Source organism: Acidobacteriota bacterium (assembly GCA_039028635.1).
Lineage (GTDB): Bacteria > Acidobacteriota > Thermoanaerobaculia > Multivoradales > JBCCEF01 > JBCCEF01.
Genome location: JBCCHV010000021.1, coordinates 60649 through 78480, shown reverse-complemented (window position 1 = coordinate 78480; position 17832 = coordinate 60649). Strand labels below are relative to the sequence as shown.

Annotated in this window: 15 protein-coding genes; 12 read left to right on the top strand and 3 right to left on the bottom strand. The window is 67.9% G+C overall.

Annotated features, from left to right (window positions below; genetic code table 11):
* Positions 1 to 47: 47 nt before the first annotated feature.
* The 7 genes from crtI (AAF604_10655) to AAF604_10625 are packed head-to-tail and all read left to right on the top strand — an operon-like array spanning position 48 to position 7561.
* Positions 48 to 1604, top strand: a complete 1557-nt coding sequence (gene crtI / locus AAF604_10655) for a phytoene desaturase family protein (protein ID MEM7050114.1) — start codon at positions 48 to 50, stop codon at positions 1602 to 1604.
* Positions 1601 to 3103 carry an aldehyde dehydrogenase family protein gene (locus AAF604_10650; GenBank protein MEM7050113.1) on the top strand — a complete coding sequence of 501 codons (1503 nt, stop codon included), beginning with the start codon at positions 1601 to 1603 and terminating at the stop codon, positions 3101 to 3103. The genes crtI (AAF604_10655) and AAF604_10650 overlap by 4 nt, the downstream gene beginning before the upstream one ends.
* Complete coding sequence (locus AAF604_10645) at positions 3100 to 3912, top strand: lysophospholipid acyltransferase family protein (protein MEM7050112.1); 813 nt, start codon at positions 3100 to 3102, stop codon at positions 3910 to 3912. The genes AAF604_10650 and AAF604_10645 overlap by 4 nt, the downstream gene beginning before the upstream one ends.
* Positions 3909 to 5054 carry a glycosyltransferase family 2 protein gene (locus tag AAF604_10640; protein MEM7050111.1) on the top strand — a complete coding sequence of 382 codons (1146 nt, stop codon included), beginning with the start codon at positions 3909 to 3911 and terminating at the stop codon, positions 5052 to 5054. The genes AAF604_10645 and AAF604_10640 overlap by 4 nt, the downstream gene beginning before the upstream one ends.
* Entirely contained in the window at positions 5041 to 5985 is a 945-nt protein-coding gene (locus AAF604_10635; GenBank protein ID MEM7050110.1) for an ABC transporter ATP-binding protein, read from the top strand. Before AAF604_10640 ends, AAF604_10635 begins: the two co-directional genes overlap by 14 nt.
* Complete coding sequence (locus AAF604_10630; GenBank protein ID MEM7050109.1) at positions 5982 to 7103, top strand: ABC transporter permease; 1122 nt, start codon at positions 5982 to 5984, stop codon at positions 7101 to 7103. Before AAF604_10635 ends, AAF604_10630 begins: the two co-directional genes overlap by 4 nt.
* Positions 7100 to 7561: a DUF2141 domain-containing protein gene (locus AAF604_10625; protein MEM7050108.1), complete on the top strand. Its 462-nt coding sequence runs from the start codon at positions 7100 to 7102 to the stop codon at positions 7559 to 7561. Before AAF604_10630 ends, AAF604_10625 begins: the two co-directional genes overlap by 4 nt.
* Positions 7562 to 7594: 33 nt before the next feature.
* Here AAF604_10625 and crtI (AAF604_10620) read toward each other — a convergent pair whose 3' ends face one another.
* Complete coding sequence (gene crtI, locus AAF604_10620; protein MEM7050107.1) at positions 7595 to 9088, bottom strand: phytoene desaturase family protein; 1494 nt, start codon at positions 9086 to 9088, stop codon at positions 7595 to 7597.
* A 115-nt stretch (positions 9089 to 9203) separates the two neighbouring features.
* Positions 9204 to 10271 (bottom strand): ribosome small subunit-dependent GTPase A, encoded by a 1068-nt coding sequence (rsgA, locus tag AAF604_10615; protein MEM7050106.1) that lies wholly within the window; start codon positions 10269 to 10271, stop codon positions 9204 to 9206.
* Between the two features lie 356 nt (positions 10272 to 10627).
* Between rsgA and AAF604_10610 the strand changes: the two genes are divergently transcribed.
* The 3 genes from AAF604_10610 (at position 10628) to AAF604_10600 (ending at position 14661) form a co-directional block, all read left to right on the top strand.
* Positions 10628 to 11806, top strand: a complete 1179-nt coding sequence (locus AAF604_10610; protein MEM7050105.1) for a TraB/GumN family protein — start codon at positions 10628 to 10630, stop codon at positions 11804 to 11806.
* 73 nt (positions 11807 to 11879) lie between these two features.
* Complete coding sequence (locus tag AAF604_10605) at positions 11880 to 13874, top strand: hypothetical protein (GenBank protein MEM7050104.1); 1995 nt, start codon at positions 11880 to 11882, stop codon at positions 13872 to 13874.
* 94 nt (positions 13875 to 13968) lie between these two features.
* Positions 13969 to 14661 carry a response regulator transcription factor gene (locus AAF604_10600; protein MEM7050103.1) on the top strand — a complete coding sequence of 231 codons (693 nt, stop codon included), beginning with the start codon at positions 13969 to 13971 and terminating at the stop codon, positions 14659 to 14661.
* 21 nt (positions 14662 to 14682) lie between these two features.
* Here AAF604_10600 and AAF604_10595 read toward each other — a convergent pair whose 3' ends face one another.
* The gene (locus AAF604_10595) at positions 14683 to 15375 is read right to left on the bottom strand and encodes a response regulator transcription factor (protein ID MEM7050102.1); all 693 of its coding nucleotides are present in this window, start codon (positions 15373 to 15375) and stop codon (positions 14683 to 14685) included.
* Positions 15376 to 16081: 706 nt separating this feature from the next.
* On the opposite strand from AAF604_10595, the gene AAF604_10590 reads away from it, so the two are divergent.
* Together AAF604_10590 and AAF604_10585 are read left to right on the top strand one after the other, a co-directional pair.
* Positions 16082 to 16939 carry an AraC family transcriptional regulator gene (locus AAF604_10590; protein ID MEM7050101.1) on the top strand — a complete coding sequence of 286 codons (858 nt, stop codon included), beginning with the start codon at positions 16082 to 16084 and terminating at the stop codon, positions 16937 to 16939.
* Positions 16936 to 17772: a class I SAM-dependent methyltransferase gene (locus AAF604_10585; GenBank protein MEM7050100.1), complete on the top strand. Its 837-nt coding sequence runs from the start codon at positions 16936 to 16938 to the stop codon at positions 17770 to 17772. The genes AAF604_10590 and AAF604_10585 overlap by 4 nt, the downstream gene beginning before the upstream one ends.
* Positions 17773 to 17832 lie beyond the last annotated feature (60 nt).

Genomic DNA, 17832 nt, shown 5'->3' with positions numbered 1-17832 from the left:
TTGAGCTGTCCTGCAACCGGAGGCGCAGGGCTGGCGAAGGAAGTCTTATGATGCAGACTTCCGATGCCCATGTCGTGATTGTCGGTGCCGGCCCGGGGGGCCTGGGGGCCGCCATGCTGGCCGCCAGTGCCGGACTGCGGGTCACTCTGGTCGAAACCCGCGACCGAGTCGGCGGACGAACGTCGACCTTCGAGCAAGACGGCTTTCGCTTCGACCTCGGTCCGACCTTCTTCCTCTACCCCGAAGCCCTGCGCTCCCTCTTCCGGCTCTGCGGCCTGCGCCTCGACGACACCATCGACCTCCTGCGGGTGGACCCCCACTACCGCCTCGTCTTCGGCGGCGATACCTCCCTCGACGTCACCCCGGACCCGGACGAGATGGTGCGACGAATCGCTCGCATCGCGCCGCAGGACGCCGCTTCCTTCAAGCGTTTTCTGGCCGACAACCGACGCAAGCTGAGCAAAGCGACGCCGATCCTGCAGCAACCGTTCTCGAGCGCCCGCGACCTGCTGCGGATTCCTCTCTGGGATCTGCTGACGGTGATGCGTCCCTGGGCGAGCGTCGACGCCGACCTGCGCAATTACTTCGAGGATCCCCGCATTCGTCTCGCCTTCTCGTTCCAGAGCAAGTACCTCGGCATGTCGCCCTTCAAGTGTCCGAGCCTGTTCACCATCCTGTCGTTCATGGAGTACGAGTACGGCATCTACCACCCCCGCGGCGGCTGCGGCGCCCTCTCCCAGGTGATGGCGGACCTCGCCGTCGCCATGGGCGTCGACCTGCGGCTGGGAACGACGGTGACCGGCCTCGACCTCGATGGCCGGCGGGTGAAGGCGGTCGAGACCGACCGCGGCTCTCTGCCCTGTGACGCGCTGGTGATCAACGCCGACTTCGCCCACGCCGTCCGACGCCTGGTGCCGAACCACTTGCGGCGCCGCTGGAGCGATCAGAAGCTCGAGCGCAAGAAGTACTCCTGCTCGACCTTCATGATGTACCTCGGTCTCGAAGGCGAGGTGGATCTGCCGCATCATTCGATTCATCTCGCCGAGGACTATCGCCGGAACCTGGCGGACATCGAAAACGATCGCCGCCTCTCCGAGGATCCCTCGTTCTATATTTGCAATCCGGTGGTCACCGACCCGACGATGGCGCCGGAGGGCTGCACTTCCCTCTACGTCCTAGTTCCGGTGCCGCATCGCACCGAAGGAATCGACTGGCGAAGGGATCTCGAGCCTTTTCGCACCAAGATGATGGCCAAGCTCCAGGACATTGGGATCGACGACATCGAGAAGCGCATCCGCTTCGAGAAAATCGTCACCCCCTTGACCTGGGAGACCGACCTCAACATTCACCTCGGCTCGACCTTCAGCCTCGCCCATACGGTGGGCCAGCTCCTCCACCTGCGGCCTCAGAATCGCTTCGAAGAGCTCGACGGGGTGTTCCTGGTCGGTGGTGCGACCCATCCGGGAAGCGGGCTGCCGGTGATCTACGAGTCCGCCAAGATCACCACTCGCTTGATGGCCGAGGATCTGGGAGCGCCGGTCGACTGGACGGAGCAGGTCGAGCCACCGCCGGAGCCGCTGTTCCATTCGGTGGGCGGCGCTTGACCCGCTGGCGTGGCGCCACCGACATCATGACCCCGGGTGGGCTCAGCGACTCGGCGCAGTCCCTGGCCCAGCGCTCGCTGGAAGCCGCTCGCCGGGCCGCCGATGGCTGGGCGGCGCGCAGCGTCCGTCAACGGCTACGGGTCATCGCTCGCCTGCGTCGGCGCCTGGGGGACGAGCCGCTCGACCTCGCCCGCACCGCCGACCTGCCCTGGCGTTCGAGCGCAGCCGAGACCTTGACCGCCGAAGTGCTGCCGCTGCTCGACGCCTGCCGCTTTCTCGAACGCCAGGCGGCCTCGCTGCTGGCGCCGCGGCGACCGGGCCGCCGCGGCCGGCCGGCCTGGCTCTTCGGTAGCGCCCTCGAGGTGCGCCGCGAGCCCCACGGCGTGGTCCTCGTCATCGCCCCCTCGAACTATCCGATCCTGCTCGCCGGCGTCCAGCTCCTTCAGGCCTTGGTGGCGGGCAATGCGGTGCTGGTGAAGCCGGGCCGCGGCGGTCTCCCGGCGATGCAGGCGTTGGCCGACGACCTCGCCGCCAGCGGCCTGCCTCCAGAGGTTCTCCAGGTGCTGCCGGAGTCCGTCGAGGTGGCGGAAGCGGTGCTCGCCGAAGGCGTCGACAAGGTCGTGCTGACGGGCTCCCGCCAGACCGGTCTGAGGGTGCTGGAACAGCTCGCCCCCACCGCGACGCCGGCGGTGATGGAGCTTTCCGGCTGCGATGCAGCGGTGGTCATGAACGGTGCCGATCTCGCCCAGGCGGCGCGCGCCATCGCCTTCGCCATGACCCTCAATGGCGGCTTCACCTGCATCGCTCCCAGGCGTCTGCTGGTGGCGGAAGAAGTCAGCACGGAGCTGGCGGCGGAGCTCGCCCGTCAGCTCGACCTCAGGCCACCCCCGCGGCTGCCGGCAGCGACCCGCCAAGCCCTCGACCAGGCGGTCGCGGAGGCCGTCTCGCAAGGCGCGGTGCTGGTCGCCGGTCGGCGACCGTCGACCCAGGGATGTCATCCGGTAGTGCTCGCCAACGTCGCCGAGGAGCTCGCCGATCGACTGGCGGAGATCCCGGCGCCGGCCGCTGCCCTGTTGCCGATCCGGGATCCGGAAGAAGCCCTGGCGCGGGTCGCCGCCGGCGCCCTGCGCCTCGGGGTCAGCGTCTTCGGACCGCCAAAGGCGGCCCGCGCGCTGGCCCGTCGCATGGATACCGGCGTGGCGGTGGTCAACGACCTGATCGTCCCGACGGCCGATCCGCGTGCGCCCTTCGGGGGTCGCGGCGCCAGTGGCTTCGGCACCACCCGTGGACCCGAAGGTCTGCTCGAGATGACCGTGATCAAGACGCTGATCGAGCGCCGGGGCCGCTGGCGCCCGCACTACGATCCGGTCGATGACCGCGACGCTCCTCTCTTCCAGTCCTTCGTTCAGCTGCTCCACGGGTCCGGCCTGCGGCAGCGCCTCGCCGCGCTGCGCCGGCTGGCCGTCGCCGGTCGCCAGCGCCAGCGGAGAGAGCGATGACCTCCGACCACCCCACGCCGGCCGTCGTCGAGCGCTACTCGCCGCGCCTGGCGCGCTTCTTCGAGCTCTGGTTGCGGCGCTACTTCGCGAAGAATTTCGACGCTGTTCGGGTCTGCCGTTCGGGGCGGCCGCCGGAGGATCGCCAGGGACCGATTCTGGTCTACTCGAACCATCCCTCCTGGTGGGATCCGATTCACTTCCTCCTCCTCGCCCGACTGGTCCTGCCGAAGCGCCGCATGTTCGGCCCCTTCGAGGCCGCGGCCCTCGAGCAGTACGGATTCTTCCAGCGGCTCGGCGCCTTCGGCATCGAGACCACGAGCCGCCGCGGCGCCGCCGACTTCCTGCGCACCTGTCGCGGCATCCTGGAAATGCCCGACGCCACCCTCTGGATCACCGCCCAGGGCGAGTTCAGCGATCCGCGACGGCGCCCCGTCGAGCTACGCCCCGGCCTCGCCCACCTGGTGCGTCGCCTCGATACCGGTCTGGTCGTGCCGCTCGCGGTCGAGTACCCGTTCTGGAACGAACGGCGCCCCGAAGCGCTGTCCTGTTTCGGCACCCCGATCGCCCTCGACGGCAGCTCCCGGGAGAGCAGCGTCGAGAGCTGGAACCAACGGCTCGAAAAGGCCCTCCAGGAGACCATGGACCGGCTCGCCGGCGTCGCTCAGGAGCGCCAGCCGGCGCTGTTCGACTCCCTGGTCGAAGGTCGCACCGGCATCGGCGGCGTCTACGACGCCTGGCGCCGCGCCAAGGCGACGATGCGCGGAGAGACCTTCGACGCCAGCCACGGCCAGGATCGGCGAGGCCAATGAGCGGCCTCCTCCTCGTCCTCGCCGTGATCGCCCTCGTGCTGGCGGCCAACCCGTTCGGCCTGGCTTTGTTCAATCTCCTGCTCTATCGGCCGCCGCGAGCGGTTGCCGACCGTCCCACCGACGACGAGGCGCCCCGGGTCTCGATCCTGATCCCGGCGCGCGACGAGGAAGCGGTCATCGAAGCCGCCGTCGGCTCGGCCCTGGCGAGCCGCGGCACAGCGGTCGAAGTGCTGGTGATGGACGATCACTCGAGCGACCGGACTGCTGAGATCGTCCAGCGGATGGCCTCCGCCGACGCCCGCGTCCGGCTGCTCGAGGCGCCACCGCTACCTCCCGGCTGGGCCGGTAAACAGCATGCCTGCCAGGCCCTCGCCGATCACGCCCGGGCGCCGATTCTGCTCTTCGTCGACGCCGACGTCGAGCTCTCGCCGCAAGCCGCGGCGCGCATCGCAGGATTCATGGAGGAGCGGCGCCTGGACCTCGCCAGCGGCTTCCCACGGCAGCGCACCGAGAGCTTCGCCGAGCGCCTGATCATCCCGCTGATCCACTTCGTTCTGCTCGGCTACCTGCCGCTGCTCGGCATGCGCCTGTCGGGCAACCCCGGCTTCGCCGCCGGCTGCGGACAGTTGATGGCGGCGCGCCGCGACGCTTACCGCCGAGCCGGCGGCCACGGCGCCATCCGGGCGAGCTTTCACGACGGCATCCAGCTCCCCCGCACCTTCCGCCGGGCCGGGCTGCGCACCGATCTCTTCGACGCCACCCACCTCGCCACCTGCCGTATGTACTCGCGCGCCGGCGAGGTGGTGATGGGCCTGGCGAAGAATGCCCACGAAGGCATGGCCGGTCCGATCGCCATCTGGGTCTGGACCATCCTTCTCCTCGGCGGCGCGGTGCTGCCGTGGGCTCTGCTCGCGATCACCGCCGTCGTCGCCCCCGCCACGGCGAGCTTCGCCGCCGCCCTCACCGCCGCCCTCCTCGGCCCCGCGGCGCGCTTGCTCCTGGCCCTGCGGTTTCGCCAATCGTGGCTCGGCGCGGTGCTTCACCCGCTCGGCGTCAGCGCCCTGGTCGCCATCCAGTGGTTCGCCTGGTGGCGGCGGCGCACCGGCCGCCGGATCGGCTGGAAGAAGCGTGCCGCGGTCTGACGCCGCTGCCGGAGAGTGCGCGGTCGAGCTGCGCAGCGCCGTCAAGGCCTACGGCGAACACCGGGCCCTCGACGGCCTCGACCTGGCGCTCGGCGCCGGGCGCTGGACCGGCCTGGTGGGGCCCAACGGTGCCGGCAAGACGACCTGCATGCTGGCCATCGCCGGCCTGATACCTCTCGACGACGGCAGCGTCGAGGTCCTCGGCTCGCCGGTACGAGGTCCACGGGCGGACGTGCTCGGCTGGGTCCCGCAGGATCTGGCCCTTTATCCGCAGCTCACCGCGGTCGAAAATCTCGCCACCTTCGGCACCCTGAGCGGTGTCCGTGGATCCGAGCTGCGGCGACGGATCGCTTGGGCACTGGACTGGACTGGCCTCGAGTCGCGGGCCGCTCATCTCGTCGGCACCTACTCGGGCGGCATGCAGCGCCGCTTGAACATCGCCTGCGCCGTCCTCCACCGCCCACGAGTCCTGCTCCTCGACGAGCCGACGGTGGGCGTCGATCCGCACGCCCGGGAACGCATCTTCGCGATGTTGGAGCAACTCCGGCGCGACGGCGTGGCGCTGCTCCACAGCTCCCACGAGCTCGGCGACGCCGAGAATGTCTGTGATCACCTGGTGATCATGGACGCCGGCCGCGCCGTCGCCACCGGCCCGATCGCCGAGCTGGTGCGCCAAACGGTGGGTGACCGGGCGGTGCTCCGGCTGCAGCTCGGCGGCCTTCCAACCAGCGGTCGAGGGGCGCTACCGGCCGGCCTCGAGGCGCGCGCCGACGGCGCCTTCTCGGCAGCTCTCGGCGACGTCGCCACCGAGCTCCCGGCTCTGCTCCACGAGCTCACCGCCGCCGGGGCCGAGGTCCTCAGTCTCGACCTCCGCCGACCGGGTCTGCAGGACGTTCTCCTCGAGCTCACCGGCCGCGAGCTGCGGGAATGATCACGGCCATCCTGCGGGTCAGCTGGTGGACCCTGGTGCGCGACCGCGTCGCCCTGGGGTTGACCTTCGTCCTGCCGATCGCCTTCTTCTCGATCTTCGCCGCGGTCTTCTCCGCCATGGACCCGGACAGCCAGCGACCGGTGGAGGTCACCGTGGTGGCCGGCGGCGAGGGGTTCGCCGCCGCCATCGCCAGCCGCCTCGCCGAGCAGCCTCGGCTGCAAACCACGCGATGGCCGGAGACGCGGCTCGCCAGGGCCCTCGACGCCGTGCGCCGAGGCCGGACGTCGGCGGTGGTGGTCCTGCCCGCTTCGCTCACCCCGTTCGGCACCGCGGCGAGCATCGAGATCCACGCCGACCGCTCCGACCCGCTCGCCAGCGGCGTCGTCCAGGGCCTGGTCCAGGCGGCCGCCGCCGCCGTCGCCACCGAGGGCTTCGGGGTGACCGGCGAGGTCGTCCCGCTGCGCGTCGTCGACGCCCTCGGCCGGACCGGCAAGCGTCCATCGATCGCCTTCTTCGCCGCCGGCCTGGGAGTCATGTTCCTGATGCTCGCCGCCGCCGGCCGTAGCTCGATCCTCCTCGACGAGCGCGACAGCGGCGTCCTCAGTCGGCTGATGGCGGCGCGCATCGGCCTGGTCCGCCTGCTCGCCGGCCACTGGATCTTCCTGACCGCCTTGGGAGCCGCCCAGGTGGCTCTGATGTTCCTCTGGGCCGCCCTCTTCTTCGGCCTCGATCTGTTCACGCCCCGCGCCGTGGGCGGCTTCGCGGTCACCACCGTGGCGGCCGCCGCGGCGGCCGCCGCCTTCGGTCTGCTGCTCTGCTCGTTGTGCCGGACTCGCGCCCAACTGAGCGGCATCACGGTGGTCGTGATCCTCACCCTCTGCGCCCTCGGTGGGAACCTCTTCCCCGCCTTCCTGATGCCCGAGCCGCTCCAGGCGGTCGGTCGTCTGACCTTCAACCACTGGGCACTGACCGCCTACCAGAAGATCTTCTGGTACGAGCGACCGCTGCTCGAGCTGTGGCCGCAGCTCGCCGGCCTCACCGCTGCGGCGACGGCTTTCTTCGCCGCCGCGGCGTTGATCGCCCATCGCTGGCTGCGGCGCGGAGGGCTGCAGACGTGAACCTCGGGCTTCTCGCCACCTTCGCCGGCAGCCTCGCCTTGGCCTTGGGCTGCGCCACCGCACCGGTGCCGGAGCCAGCCGCCGGCGCCGCCACCGACTCCACGCTGGAGCTGCACCTGCGCTTCGCCGGCTGGCAGCAAGAGCGCGGGCGGCTGGTGGTGGCGATCTACGCCGATGCGGCCAGCTTCGAAGGCTCCGGGCCGCCGCACCGCGCCTTCCGCAGGGAGGTCGAGGGACCGACCGCCGAGTGGAGCGTGGAGCTCCCTCCGGGCGCCTATGGGATCAAGGTCTACCTCGACGTCGACCGCGATGACGAGCTCGATCGCGGCGCCTTCGGCATCCCCAGCGAGCCCTACGGCTTCTCGAACGATGCTCGCGGCAGCTTCGGACCGCCGTCCTGGTCCGCGGCGCGTTTCGACCTCACCGGCGACGCCACCATGGCCCTTGAGCTGCGCTGAGGTCGCGGCCCGGGCAGGACGGCTGCGAACCGCCTACTGCTGGTCGAACTCGACCACCTTGCGGGCGACGTTCTGGCCGCACAGGGTCACCATCGGCATGCCGCCGCCGGGGTTCACCGAGCCGCCGACGAAGAACAGGTTCTCGTAGCGCTCGCTCTGTTTCGGCGCCTTGAAGCCGAGGTTCTTGAAGCGGTCGGCGACCACCCCATAGATGGAGCCTCGATTCGAGCGATAGCGCTCTTCGATGTCGAGGGGAGTCAAGACGTGCTCGACGACGACGTGACGGCGCAGGTCCTCGAGCCCCATGCGCTCGAGCTTTTCGAGAATGACGTCCTTATAGGCCAGGTAGTCGTCTCGCGACAGGGAGCGCTCGGCGTCGAGGTGCGGAATGTGCGGCAGGATCTTGAGGCTGTCACAGCCCGGCGGCGCCACCGAATCGTCGCTGCGCGCCGCGGCGACCAGATAGATGGTCGGATCGGCGGGTAGCTGCTTTTTCCGGAAGACGGTCTTGAAATGCTTGGCCTGGTCGCGGGAGAAGAAGAAGTTGTGGTGGGCAAGCTGCGAGTAGCGCCGGTCGAGGCCGAGATCGATCACCAGGCCGGAGCACGACGGCTCTAGGCGACGCAGGCCACGCAGGAACTCCGGCCCCTCCCCCAGCAGGTGGCGATAGGTCGGCACCACCTCCAGATTGGAGACCACGATGTCCGCCGCCAGGCGCTCACCGCTGCGCGTCAGGGCGCCGGTCACCCGCCCGCCGGCCTTCTCGAGGCGCTCGACATCGACTCCCAGGCGAACCTCGACCCCGAGCTCGTCGAGCAATCGGCCGAGACCGCGGGCGATGTTGTACATGCCGCCCTCGGCATACCAGAGGTCGTAGCGGAACTGGATGGTCGGCATCGCGTTCATGAATGCCGGCGCGCGCAATGCCGAGGAGCCGACATACTTGATGAAGAAATCCATGATGTCCCGCATCTTGCGGGTCCGGAGGTGGCGCCGCACGCCCTGATGCATGCTGCGCAGCAGGTCGAAGCCCGGAAACCTCAGCAGACCGTAGAACTCGCGAAAGTCCGCCGCCGAGTCGAGCCCCTGCTCGAAATAACCTTCGGCGGTGAGGTCGTAGAGGCCCGCCGAATAGTCGAGAAAACGCCAGAAGGTCTCGGCCGGCTCACCGACCTTGCGCAGCTCCGCCTCCATCGCCTGGCGCTCCGGGTGCAGGTCGACGGTGACGCCATCCTCGAAGAAGCAGCGCCAGTGGGGCCGCACCGGGACGATCGGGATGTAGTCCGCCATCCGCTTTCCGGAGCGCTCGAAAAGGCGCTCGAAGAACTGCGGCAAGGTCAGGATCGAGGGCCCGAGGTCGAAGACGTAGCCATCGGTACGCAGCTCACTGAGCTTGCCGCCGAGCCAGTCGTTCTTGTCGACCAGGGTGACGCCATAGCCCTCCTGGGCGAGCGAGACGGCAGCGGAGATTCCGCCCAGGCCGGCACCGACGACGAGAACCCGAGAGGCGGACAGGGGAGCGCTCATGCCCTGAATATTCGCACGCCAGCGCGGATGGATGCGGCCCACGGCTCGATCTCGAAACCAGCGCGCCACCGCGGGGCCGGCAAGACCAACGACCCCGCGGCGATGCTCCGGGCGATCACTCCAGACGCGACTTCTTGTCCGCCTTGGCCGCCTTGATGCGATGGGCGAGCCACTTCTGCTTCTCGGCGAGGGCCCCCTTGCCGGCCTCACGCAGGCGTTGGAACTCTTCCTCCCGCTGCAGCTTGTCGAGGCTGGCGAGGCGCGCTTCGTCGAGGTCGCCGTGCTCGACGGCGGCGGCCACGGCACAGCCCGGCTCGCCGTCGTGGCGGCAATCGCGAAAGCGGCACTGGCGCGCCAGGGCGTCGATGTCTTCGAAGGTGCCGGCCGACCCGAGCTGCCCCGCCACCAGTCCGAGCTCTCGCATGCCGGGAGTGTCGAGCATCCAGCCGCCGAGGCGGCTCGGCAGCAGGCTGCGACCGGTGGTGGTGTGGCGGCCGCGATCGTCCTGCTGGCGGATTTCCCGCACCGCCTGCTGGACCTCCGAGAAGTGGTTGATCAGGGTCGACTTGCCAACCCCCGAGGAACCCAGCAGGGCCACCGTTTGGCCGGCCTCGAGGTCTCCCTCGAGATCCGTAAGGCCCTGCCCTCGAAGGCTGCTGACGACGTGGATCGGAACCCCGTCGAAGCGCGCCGCCAAGCGTTCCCGGTGAGCCTCGGGATGGCCCACCAGATCCGCTTTCGACAGCACGATCGCCGGCCGGCAACGGCCTTCGGCGACCACCTCGAGGTAACGCTCGAGGCGACGCTCGCTGAGGTCGCGATTGAGGGACGACACCACCCAGACGGTGTCGACGTTGGCCGCCACCACCTGGACGTCGCTGCGCCGGCCGGCCGCCCGGCGCAGCAGCCGGCTGCGGCGCGGCAACAGGCCATGGATGATGGCGCGGTCTTCGTCGAAGCCCTCGAAGGCCACCCAGTCGCCCACCGCCGGCAGGTCTTCGGGCCCTTCGGCGAGGTAGCGCAGACGGCCGGCGAGCTCCGCCGTGCGCTCACCACGACCACTCCACAGCCGGTAGACCTCGCGGTTCTCGGTGAGGACCCGACCGGCCTCGAGACCGCGGTCAAGATAGTTTTCGAAATGTTCCTGAAAAGTCTGGTTCCAACCCAAGTCGCTTGCCAACACGCTCCGATCTCCTGCAGCCAACCCGGAACCTGGCTCTTGGCCTCGATTCCAGGCGCGTTGCGCACAATCCTTCTGTTCTCGACGGTCGAGAGACGAGCTCGGAAGCGATCACCGGCGGTGATCGCAGGAGCCTCCGGCGGAGCGCTGACCCGCAGGGTCAGGTTCGGCGCCGGGGCTCAGCGGCAGGCAAGATCTTGCGTGGCGAACATAAAGCTCCAAAACTCTAGCACGCCACCCCCCTTGCGGAGGACGACGGGCCGCTCTACTATCCCGGGACGGACAGCGTCCCCTGGCCGGCAATGCCCCCTCTCGAGGCGGCCCCAGCGCGCCGCCCTCACGACCCACGAGCCGACTCGATGAGCGCAGAAACTCACCAGGACATCCACCGTCTCGATCTCGATGGCCGCGAGATCGTGCTCGTCGGCACCGCCCATATCTCGCAGGAGTCGGCGGACCTGGTGCGCCTGGTGATCCGCGACGAGCAGCCGGACCGCGTGTGCGTCGAGCTCGACGAGCGGCGCTACCAGGCCCTCTCCCAGGAGAGCCGCTGGGAAAGCCTCGACATCAAGCAGGTGATCCGCAACAAACAGCTCAGCACGCTGCTGGTCAACCTGCTCCTCGGCGCCTACCAGAAGAAGCTCGGCGGCCAGCTCGGCGTGACGCCGGGCACCGAGCTCCTCGAGGCCACCAAGGCCGCCGACGAGGACGGTATTCCGATCTCGCTCTGCGACCGCGACATCCGCATCACCCTGCGGCGGGCCTGGCGCCGGATCGGCTTCTTCAAGAAGTTCTGGCTGATGGCGTCGGTGATGGCCGGCATCATGGAGGACTCGGAGATTTCCGAGGAGCAGCTACGCGAGATCCGCCAGAAGGATGTCCTCAACGAGATGATGAACGAGCTCGGCGAGGCCATGCCGGCCCTCAAGGAGGTCCTGATCGACGAGCGCGACGCCTACCTGGCGGAGAAGATTCGCCAGGCCGATGGCGACCGCGTGGTGGCGGTGGTCGGCGCCGGCCACGTCGCCGGCATCGTCGACATCCTGAACCGCGGCGAGACCACCGAGCTGGCCCCGATCGAGGAGATCCCACCGGTGTCGCCGATCTGGAAGTGGGTCGGCTGGGCGATTCCGGTGCTGATCGTCGGCGCCATCGTCTACATCGGCTGGGACCAGGGCGGTGCCGCCGCTGGCGACAACATCGTCTATTGGGTGCTCGCCAACGGCATTCCGTGCGCCATCGGCGCCGCCATCGCCCTGGCTCACCCACTGGCGATCCTCGCCGCCTTCGTCTCGGCCCCCATCACCAGCCTGTCGCCACTCATCGGCGCCGCCTATGTGGTGGCCTTCGTCCAGGCCTACTTTCGGCCGCCCCTGGTGCGGGAATTCAAGTCCGTGGGTGACGACTTCACTCGCGTCGGACGCTGGTGGGGCAACAAATTACTGCGCATCCTGCTGACCTTTCTGCTTTCCGGTATGGGAAGCTTCCTCGGCACCCTGGTCGGCGGTAAGGAGATCCTCTCCAATCTCTTCCGCTGACTAGCATCGAGATTGCCGATCTCGACAGGATGAGAGAAGTTTCGCGGTCGGACCGTCGCTAGCATCGGCGGGCATGAGCGCCGCTGCAGATTCCAGAGTCACCCCGTCGCGAGGTTCGCAGGGCCGGGCCGCCCCCGCCGGCGGCAACTCTCGAATCGTCCTCCTCTGCGTCATGATCGCGGCCTTTGCGCCGCTCGGAGTCTTGTTCTTCCAGGCTCCGCCGGTGAACGCACCGACCGCCGGTGAGCCGGGTCATCTCGAGAAGGCCTTCACCCGCTGGCAAGCCGAACAGGTTCAGGCCGAGCGCTGGCAGCTGCGCCTGGGAGAGATCGAGGGCATCTCGCAGCAGCCCTCGGCGCTGCGCGGCAACGTCACCATCGACCACCGGACGGGGCGCCTCGATGTCGACCTCTCGGAGTCGATGGCGGCGGCCGGGACCGGCTCGCCGGGGGACGTCTGGCTGGTCGACAACCACGACGGACGCCACGGCACCCTCGCCGCCGAGCCCGAGGATCGTCTGCTGCGACTCGGACGGCTGCGCCCCGACGGCAGACTTTCGGCAGACCTCGGCAGCGCCTTTTTCGACCACTTCGAGATCGATCTGGTGGCGGTGACCGACCCCGATCGCTCCCCGGTCGAAGGCACCCGCATTGCCGCCGCACCGAGTCTTTTCCAGCGCCTCGAGCGCAGCCGCCGCGGCGGACCGTCGGTTTCCGCGCTACGCCCGGCCGGGCTGACCTCCTGGGGACCGCGGCCGGCCTTCGCCACCGTCGCCAAGGACCCGGCCGTCGATCTCATCGCCCGCGGCGAAGAGGTCTTCTTCGAGGAAACCTTCGCCGGCAACGGCCGCACCTGCGGCACCTGCCACCCGGCGGAGAACAACTACACCCTCGATCCCTACTTCATCAGCACCCTGCCGGACGACGATCCGCTGTTCGCCGCCGAGCACATCGCCGAGCTGGCGGAGAACTTCGAGAAGCCGAAGCTGATGCGCGAGCTGGCGCTGATCCTGCAGAATCCGGACGGCCGCCGCGACCTGGCGAATCGCTACACGCTGCGCAGCGTGCCCCACCTCCTCGGCCTCAGCCGATCGATCGATCCGGGCGACGATTGCACCAACAAGGACCACGCCCTCGGCTGGGGCTGTGACGGCTCGCCGGGCGATGGCTCGCTGCGCCTGTTCGCCGTCGGCGCCGTCATCCAGCACTACCCGAAGACCCTGCGGCGCATCGCCCCCAACGACTTCCGCCTGCCCAACGACGTCGAGCTCGACGCCATGGCGGCATTCCTGCTCAGCCTGGGTCGCAGCGAGGACCCGGACCTTTCGAAGCTCACCTTCAGCAGCCCCCTGGTGGCCCACGGCAAGCAGCTCTATCTGAAGGCCGACACGGCCTGCAACGACTGCCACCTCAATGGCGGCGCCAACGCCCTCTTCAGTGGCTTCAACGAGAACCACGACACCGGCGTCGAGAAGCTGGCTTCGGAGCCGGCGGACATCGTCGATGGTGACAACAACCCACCGGACGGCGGCTTCGGCAAAGAGACTACCTTCCTGTGCGTCGACAGCGGCATCGGCAACTGCGAGTTCAACACCACCTCGCTAGTCGAGTCGGCGGACACCGCTCCCTACTTCCACAACAACGCCGTCCAGACCCTCGAAGGGGCGGTCGACTTCTATGCCACCGACGCGTTCTTCCTCGCCAGCGGCCTGAAGATCACCCTCGACACTTCCGAGGTCGAGGCCATCGCCGCTTTCCTGCGGGTCCTCAACGCCCTCGACAACATCCGCTCCTTCACCCAGCAGAGCGCCGCGGCGATCGGCCAGGGAGATCCGCAGCGCAGCCGCCGGGGACTGGAGATCGCCCTCTCCGATGTCGAGGACGCCATCCAGGTGTTGCGCGAGCGCAATCTCCACCTCGACGCGATCAAGAAGCTGCGCGAGACCCAGGAGGCCTATCGCCAGGCGGTCGACGCCACCGGCACCGACCGCCGCCGGCTGGTCGAGCAGGGCACGACCGCCGCCCTCGCCGCTCGCGACCTGATGGCGGAGGGCAAGTTCTGGTCCTGATCCGAACCGAGGCGCTACAACCTGGTACCCTTGGGACCTTCCCCCGGCTCGCCGAGGGGTTTTGCGTTCCTTTGCAGGCCTTGGAGGAGTCCCCATGAGCACTGACACTCGCCTACTTTTGGCCGGTGGCACTGCGGTATTCCGCGAATGCCTGGTGTCACTCCTCGCCGACGAGAAGCGCTACCGCGAAGTCGACCAGGTGGCCGATTTGGCGGCTGCTCGCCAACGCATCGAAGATGAAGCTTGCCCTGACCTGCTGCTCGCAGATCTGGGACAAGCCCAGGACGAGACCTTCGATGAGCTGGTCCTCCTCACCCAGGACCATCCCACCCTGACCGTCCTGGCCATCGGCCTCCCCGAGTCGGAAGACTTCATCCTGCGCTGTGTCGATGCCGGAACCCACGGGTGGGTGCTCAAGGACGCCTCCTTCGCCGAGCTGATCAAGGCGATCGACATGGCGCTCCGCGGCGAGACCTTCTGCTCGCCCTATGTCGCCAACATCATGTTCGGTCAGCTCGCCGATCTGGTGCGGGAGCAGCGCCGCAAAGAGCGCCTCGAAGCGCTCACCCTGACGCCACGTGAGATGGAGGTGCTGGAGCTCATCGCCGATGGCCTGAGCAACAAGGAGATCGCGGCTCGCCTCTACCTCTCGCCCTTCACCATCAAGAACCACGTCCACCGCGTGCTCGAGAAGCTCGAGGCCACGGACCGCGCCGAGGCGGTGAGAAAGGCGCAGCTCAAGCGCTGGCTGCGTCCGCGATTGCGCCGCACGGCCTTACGGATTTAGGGACCGTCCCTACGACTGGCGTCAGGAAGCCGGAGGCCGGCGCCGCGGCCGCAGCCGAGCGACGCCCTTGAGCAGGCCGTTCTCGAAGGCCACCCGAACCGCTTCGCGCCGGCTACGCGCGCCGAGCTTGTCGAGGATCCGGTGCACATGGTTCTTGACCGTGGCCAGGGCGATGCCGAGCTCGAGGGCGATTTCCTGATTGCCGAGCCCATCGGCGACCTGCTCGAGAATCTCGTTTTCCCGCTTGGTCAGCGCTACCGTCGGCGCCCGCAGCCGCGGCGCCGAGCGGCTCAGCTCGACGATCCGCAGTCGCACCATGTCGGCGACGCGGGACGAGCAGGGAGGGCGACCCCGGTAGACGTCGACGGCGGTGCGAATCAGCTCGGCGAGGGAGGCATCCTGCAGCAGATAGCCATTGGCACCGGCCTCGATGAAGCGCACCACGTCGGCACCGCCCTCGAGCCCGAGGGGTAACAGGCGCAATCCCGGGAACCGCCGGCGCAGGTTTCGCGTCACCTCGAGGGCCGCCTCCTGCTCGATACTGGCATCCACCAACACCAGATCGACGCCATCGCGCCGCAGTCGTTCGTTGGCGACCTGAGAACGGGACAGGGAGCCGATCAGCTCGACCTCCGCATGGGCTTCGAGAGAGCGCGAAAGGGCCTCTCGATGAAGAGGATTCTCGTGAACCAGGAAGAGCCGTACGGGATTCATCAGGAAACCTTCCCGCAAGAGCAATTCTCGGACCGGAGATCCCCCCGTCGACACACCCTCTCAGTGCTCTCGGAGACGCCGAGATTCGGCACTTCTGAAACGGCGTCGAAGGTCTCTTGGCTAGTCATCGGTTCCCTGTTTTCTACCGTGTCCCCCCGTCTCTAGCAATAGAACCTTTGGACTAAAAAAGATTCATGTTCGAGAGTATCGTAGGGAATGATGCAAGCCTTCGAATCGGGACCTAACTTGCTCAAAAAAAACGACTAGTTGAACTCGTTAAATCTACGAAAATACCAAAGCCTGGAATCAAATGGGTTCTGATGCGGCTCTAGGCCGAGACGTCAAGATTCATGCCCGCCATCGGTTGAACCGATTTTGAGCCGCTCGATCTATAGGCGGGAAGGCCCCGACTCGATACCCTCCTTATCGGTGGCAAAACTCACAGTCATTCGTGGTGCCGATAGGACCGCGGAATCGCTCGGTTCGATCCCAATGTGGAGCGAACCCACAGACTTCGCGATGCGGAACTCGCGGAGCAACGATTCTCCCCTGGTTCGGCACTCATCGATAGCGGAGCCTTCGCGGCTCCATTGACGTACTGAATTCTATTGACTCGAGAAGGGTGCCCCCCAGCGGCATACTTCTTCACCGCGCACGAGGACCTAACATCGATGTCGAACTCCTGGCCGATCATCATCTAGGCATCATGGATCGCGACTCATCTGGCACCCATAACGACGGAATCGAGCACTCCTCGAGCGCTTGGCGAGGGGACACCGAGGACTCCTATCGCCGCGCCACGGAGCGCGTCATCGAAACGATGCACGAGCGGCTCTACGAGAGCTTCTCCCTCGATGAGATGGCCGAAGTGGGCATCATGAGTTCCTATCACTTCGTGCGCGTCTTCCGACAGCTCACCGGCATACCGCCGGCGCAGTTCTTCTGGGCGCTCCGCTTGCAGGAGGCCAAACGCCTCCTCCTCACCACCCAGCAGAGCGTCACCGACATCTGTTTCGAAGTCGGCTACAACAGCCTCGGTACCTTCACCCGGCGCTTCACGGAGCTCGTCGGAGTGCCCCCTCGGCGCTTCCGCTCGCTCGCCGAAGGTGCCGGAGCCGAGATGGCGAACCAGCTGCGCAACTATCTGATGGAGCAACTCGAGCCGGCCGATGATTCCGCCGTGCACGGCTTCTTCGACGTCCCCGACGACTTCTCCGGAGTCGCCTTCGTCGGCCTTTTCCCAAAGCCGATTCCCCAAGGCAGCCCGTTGGCCTGCAGCATTTCCCAGACGGCGCTCGGCTTCGGCATCACCCAGAGGCTCGAAGACGGTCAATACTTCGTCTGCTCGGCGGCGTTCGATCTCGGCGCCAGCCAGGAGAGCTTCCTCCTCGGGCAGGACGCCCTGCGGGCCGAGAACATCAAGTGTGGGCTGAAGGTCGAGAACGGCAGCGTCTCGCAGCCGGTGAAGCTCCAGATGCGCCGTTCGCTGGTGACGGATCCCCCGATCCTGATGGCCTTCCCGCCACTGGTCGCCGACTACCTGCAGGCCAGCGGGGCGGCGTGAGCGGCGATTCCGCCGCCTTTCGCGCCTCCCCCAGTCCGCAGGAGGTCGCCCAACGCAATCGGGAGCTTTACGACGGCGCCGCCGATCCGGTCTGGCAACTCGCCGTCTATGGACCGGTTCACGGCGGCTGGGAGTTCACCAATATGGGTGGCCGGCGAGTTCTCGACGCCATCGGCCGCGCCGGCGCTCTGGCGCCCGATGATCGCGTCCTCGAGCTGTGCTCCGGCCTCGGCGACACCTGCCGCTACCTCGCCACCCACTACCCCTGCCAGGTCACCGGGGTCGAGATGAACCCTCAGCAGGTGGCCAAGGCCGAGGCCCACCGCCAGCGCCTCGACCCACAGCTCGCCGGCCGCCTGAGCTTCGTCGAGGCGGACATCACGGTCTGGTCTCCGGAAAAGACCTTCGATCTGGTCTACGCCCTCGATTCCCTCATCCTGGTCGACGACCTCGGCGCCGTGTTGGCCGGTGCCCGGCGTCTCTTGACGACCGGCCGTTCATTCGTTCTGGTCGAGATTCTCGCCGGGCCACGGGTCACCGACGAGCTGCGCGAGAAGATCTGGCGCGAGGACGCCATGATCAACCTCCTGACACCCGCCGAGTACGACGACGCGCTGCGCCTCGCCGGCTTCCGTCAGGTCGCCCGCCGAGACCGCACGGACCTCGCCGTCACCTGCTGGCAGACCATCGCCGAGGCCCTCGCAGAGCACGCCGAAGAGATCGTCAGTCAGCAGGGCGAGGGTGCCCTGCAGGGCTGGACCGAGACGGCCCGCTTCTATTCGCGAGCCTTTGCCGATGGCTCGCTGATCTACCAGCAAGCCGAAGCCCGCTGAAAAGTCGCGACGCGCCTTGTTCAGGGCGTTAGCTGTCTCAGGGGGGCTAGCTGTCTCAGG